Source organism: Lacisediminimonas sp., assembly GCF_030645335.1.
GTDB lineage: Bacteria > Pseudomonadota > Gammaproteobacteria > Burkholderiales > Burkholderiaceae_D > Lacisediminimonas.
This window is the reverse complement of the sequence record NZ_JAUSNH010000068.1, coordinates 1-5024: the sequence shown is the minus strand read 5'-3', so window position 1 is coordinate 5024 and position 5024 is coordinate 1. Positions and strand designations below refer to the sequence as shown.

Below are 5024 nucleotides of genomic sequence, written 5' to 3'. Positions count from 1 at the left end.
CGTCTGACCAGAACCTGGTGCTGACGGTGAACGCCGGGGACGTGTTGTTCGGTACGGATGCGCTGATGTCGGCCGCACAGCAACTGACCCTGTCAGTCGGCACCGGCAGCGTCAGCTTCGCCGACCGTGCAACGATGAGTTCCGGCGCCAATACGCTGGTCACCATCGGCACCGGCAACCTGAGTTTCGCCACCGAAGCCAGCATGACGGCCGGTAGCGACCTGAGCGTGTCGATCACCACTGGCGACACCAGCTTCTCGACCGACGCCGTGATGTCGGCCGCACAGCAACTGACCTTGTCAGTCGGAACCGGCAACGTCAGCTTCGCCGACCGTGCAGCGATGAGCGCCGGCGCCGATACGGTGGTCACCATCGGCACGGGCAACCTGAGCTTCTCCACCGAAGCCAGCATGACAGCTGGCAACGACCTGAGCGTGTCGATCAGCACTGGCGACACCAGCTTCTCGACCGATGCCGTGATGTCAGCCGCGCAGCAACTGACAATGTCAGTCGGTACCGGCAACGTCAGCTTCGCCGACCGCGCCAGCATGACGGCCGGCGCCGGCCTGGGCCTGACGGTGGACACCGGCGACATCAGCTTCGCCACGCAGGCAGTACTGGCTGCGGCGCAGCACATGACGATCACCGCCAGCGATGGCGACGTCAGCTTCGGTTCGCAGGCATCGGTCACGGCGGCCAGCCTGGACCTGACGGTATCGACCGGCAACGCCAGCATGGACGACAGTGCATCGATGATCATCGGCGGCGCGCTCAACGGCTTCGTGCAGGGCAACCTGACCCTGTCGGACTACGCCCTGATGCAGTCCGAGGGCGACCTGACGATGGCCGTCAACCAGGGCAATGTCACCCTGGCCGACAACGCGGAAATGTCGTCGAACCAGCAGTTGACGCTGACGATCGGCAGCGGCGACCTGTCCATGACGCATGCGTCGCTGCTGGCCGATGGCGACATGGTGGTCGCAATCGACAGCGGCGACGTATCGATGACCGATGCGTCGCAGGCGCGCTCGCTGCAAAACTTCAGCCTGTCGACCGCGGATGGCGGCATGGCGATCAATACCGCGTCGGCCTTGTCTGCAGTGCAGACGCTGACGGTCTCTGCCACCGGCGGCGACATCGTGCTCGATACCGGCGCGACGCTGACTGCGGCCGTGATCTACCTCGGTGTCCAGGATGGCAACCTGGTCACCAGCGATTCAGTGCGGATCGTCTCGAGCGGCAATACGGTGCTCGACGTTTCCGGTGACGTGTTGCGGGAAGCCGATTCGCGGATGACTGTCGGCGGCGACTTGCAGTCGACCGTGGGCGGCAACCTGATGCTGGAAGACGCGGCAGCGATTGATGTGACCGGCACGGCAAGCATGCTGGTCGGCGGCAACATGAGCAGCCGGGCAAGCACCACCATCACAGTGGGCGGACCGCTGTCGCTGGATGTCGGCGGCGACGCATTGTTCGTCAACGACGCCCGGGTCACGGTCGGCGCATCGGCCGTATTGTCGACCGGTGAAAACCTGATCCTGGCCGATAACGCCAGCATCACCGTTGCCACCAGCCTGCAACTCGACGTCGGCGCAAACTGGCTGCTGTCGGGCCAGGCGCTGGTCACCGCCGGCACGGACATGAGCGCCACCATCGGCGCGGACCTGGTCCTGGACGATAGCGCAGCGCTGCTGGCGGCCAATGACCTGACCCTGACCGTCACCAATGGCGGCCTCACGATGAACGACGCGTCGCTGCTGCAGGCAACGCGCATCAGCGTGACCCTGCTGGCCGGCAACTTCACGATGGAGGATGCGGAAACACTGGTTTCCGCCACCGACAGCGCCAGTATCGATGCGGCCGGACATATCCGGCTGGACCGGATCGAGGCAGGCAACAGCGTGACGCTGCGTAGCGGCATGGCCATCATCGACAACACGCTGGCCGAAGAAGATCTGATCGTCACGCGCATCCTGAACATGGACGCCGGTCGCGGCATCGGCTTCAACCGCTATTTCGACTATCACGACGACGCCTACGCCGACAAGCGCGAAGCGTTCTACCACGACCCGCGCGACAACAAGCACAAGTGGAGCGATGCATCCGGTACCTATTACGACGCCAGCTCCTACGGCGACGAGGAACCCGGCAAGAACGGCAACAACGGCCAGGACAAGTACGACCGCGACGACCGCCGCACGCCAGTGGTGACCGAGCCGGCGTTTGCGCCGGACTGGTATGACGATTTCGATGTGGCTGGCCAGCATGTCTGGCATCACATGAACCACCGCTATTACGACCTGCGCCACAACATCAATGTGAACGCGCAGATCGTCAGTGCACGCAATGCACTGAGCGGCGGCATCTATGTGCATGACGCCATCGGCTTCACGGTGGGTAGCGAAGGCGTCTGGAACCGTGGCGACGGCGCTATCTGGCTGTCCAGCGAGGACCGCATCCGGTATTCGTCGAAGACCCATGCCGACGGCGACACGCCGCCGGCCGACGGACAGATCATCAACCTGCGTCACCAGTCCATCCACATCCGGCATCATTTCGATCTCGAACGCCATCTGTGGGATTTCGAGCACGACAATGGCCGCCATGACTACCACGGCCGCTATGACGAGCCGACTGTCTCCAGCACCGCCACGATTGCCGATCCGGCAGACAGCACGGCAAGCTCGTTTGTCCTCGAAGATCCGGCCACTGCGACCGTTGCGCCAGAACCGATCCTGGCCAGCCTGACCACTGAAATCATCCCGCCACTGACGCTGACGACCACGCCGGAGCCAGAGCCGGTCAGTACTGTCGTGACCGCGCTGGCGCCGACTGACGACGGGGCGGCGATCGTTCCGGTCGTGACGGTCAGTATCGACGACACACCGGCGCCGGTCGTGGCCGTCGCCGATCCCGCGCCGAGCGTGCCGCTGGCCTCGTCGCTGCCAGCAACGGCGTCCTCCACGGCAATTACGGCCACCAGCAGCACCAGGGTGGTCGACCAGCCGGTATCGATCCTGCAGGCACTGGGCATCGCGCCGCCCGCCTCGCAGGCGCCGTCCATCCTCAGCCTGTTGCAGCAGATCGCCAATGGCGGCAGCAGCACGGGCAGCAACGCCCAGCCAGCCATCGCACTGGCAGCCGTTGCCAATGCGGAGAAGGGCAACAGCAGCAGCAAGTCCGCCAGCCAGAAGTCGAAGTGAGCATGGTGGTGAAGACCGGCTGAGGGCAGCAAGCCGATATTGACTTGCAAGCCTCAGCCTGACGCCGCGACCCCAGCCCGAATCCAGCAGCGCGCCGGCCGCCGCCCGGGGCTGGGCCGGCCAGATCGCCCGATCGGAATTACGCTCGCGATAAAAGTCGCCCAAAAGAGCGAATATCGAGCATGACTTCCTGCGCCATTCCCCTTAGAATAAATTTCTATTCGACAATAGGAGAGGCAACGCAATGAGCACCAAGCAGAACGGCGCAAAAGCCGCAGGCCAGGAAGATGTCGTCGATGTCAATGCGGCAGCCCAGGCAACCCAGGCGATGGCCGCACAACGGCCGGACGACGAGCGAAAAGTGAAGGTACGCTTCGACGACCGCAACATGGCCAGTCATTACGCCAACGTCGCCAACGTCGGCATGAGCAAGGATGAAGTCACGCTGCTGTTCGGCACCAACCAGACCTGGGGCACGGTCGGCGACGAAATCGTCATTGCGCTGTCGTCACGCATCATCATGACGCCATCGGTCGCCAAGAATTTTGCCGAAACCCTCCAGCGCGTCCTGCAGGAATACGAAACAAAAGTCGGCAAGATCGTTTAGCAGCAAGCGATGAAGCGGTTCACCCTGGCGAGTTTGCTGGCTGTCGCCGGATGCATGGCAAGCGCCGGCGCAGCCGCACAGGGTTTGGCCGCGACAACATTGCCGGGGAGCGCCCCGGCAATGCGTGAACTGCCGCCAGGCGGTGCGGGCGAGCGAGCGGCCTTGCTGCTTTCGGCCGGCGCTCCGCCGCTTGCCAGCGATGCAAATGCCCCCGACCTGATCAGTTTGCGCAGTTTCGCCGCGTTGATTGCGGTGGCCGATGAGTCGGTACTGACCCAACGCTACGAAGCTGCGATTGCCGAGCAGGGCGTGCGCGGTGCGGCGGCCGTGTTCGAGCCCTCGTTTTTCGCCAACAGCGACCTGGATTCGAGCCGGGCCCAGAACTCGTCGAGCGAAATCCTGCAGCGCGCCGGCAGTGCCGATTACGCCTCCCGGACCGCACAGCTGAAGTCCGGCATCAGCGTAAAAGCGCCCACCGGCGCCGACGTCGAGCTTTCTTATAACGTGGCGCGCACCACCAACAGCCTGCAGCGCAGCCTGGGCATTACCGGTGCGGAATTCCGCTCGACGGTCGGCGCCAAGCTGACCCAGCCGCTGTTGCGCAATGGCGGCGTAGCGGTCACCAATGCTGCCATTCGGCTGGCCGAACGCGAACAACAGGTCGCGCGCGAAACGCTGCGGCAAGTCGTGACGCAGCGCGTGATGGAGGGTGTGGTCGCCTACCTGAATGTGCAGCGAGCCGCCGAACGGGTGCGCCTGCGCACGCAAGCCAGCGAGATCGCCGGCAAGCTGCTGGCCGAAACCAGGCGCCAGCAGTCACGCGGCCTGAAGTCGTCGATGGATCTGCAGGACGCCGAGTCGATCGGGGCCCAGCGCCGTTTGCAACTGGCGCAGGCGCAGCAGGATTACGAAGAACAGGTCAATAGTTTCCAGGCGATGATCGCCGCGCGCGAGCGTGATAGCGGCAGCCCGCTGCGGGCACGCCGCACCTTGCCGGCCGATGCGCTGGCGCTGCTGGCCGATCCGCCCGCAGGCCAGGCCAGGGGAATCGGCGCCAGCCTGGCCGACGCACGGGAGTCGGACGCCGGCGGACTGGGCCTGAGCCTGGCGCGGCGGCCGGAATTGCGGGTCAACCAGCTCAAGACCGAACGCGAAGATATCCGGGTCGAGTATGCGCGCAACCAGATGCTGCCTGAACTGAGCCTGACGCTGCG

The 5024-nt window shown here is 64.6% G+C and carries 3 protein-coding genes; all 3 read left to right on the top strand.

Annotated elements, in window-relative coordinates; translation table 11 throughout:
- A partial coding sequence (locus tag Q7T64_RS05245; protein WP_304792323.1) for a hypothetical protein occupies window positions 1-3203 on the top strand: 3203 nt, incomplete at its 5' end.
- Window positions 3204-3447: 244 nt separating this feature from the next.
- The gene (locus Q7T64_RS05240; protein WP_304792320.1) at window positions 3448-3810 is read left to right on the top strand and encodes a DUF3467 domain-containing protein; all 363 of its coding nucleotides are present in this window, start codon (window positions 3448-3450) and stop codon (window positions 3808-3810) included.
- 9 nt (window positions 3811-3819) lie between these two features.
- Window positions 3820-5024, top strand: a 1205-nt coding sequence (locus Q7T64_RS05235) for a TolC family protein (protein ID WP_304792317.1), incomplete at its 3' end; no start/stop codon positions are given.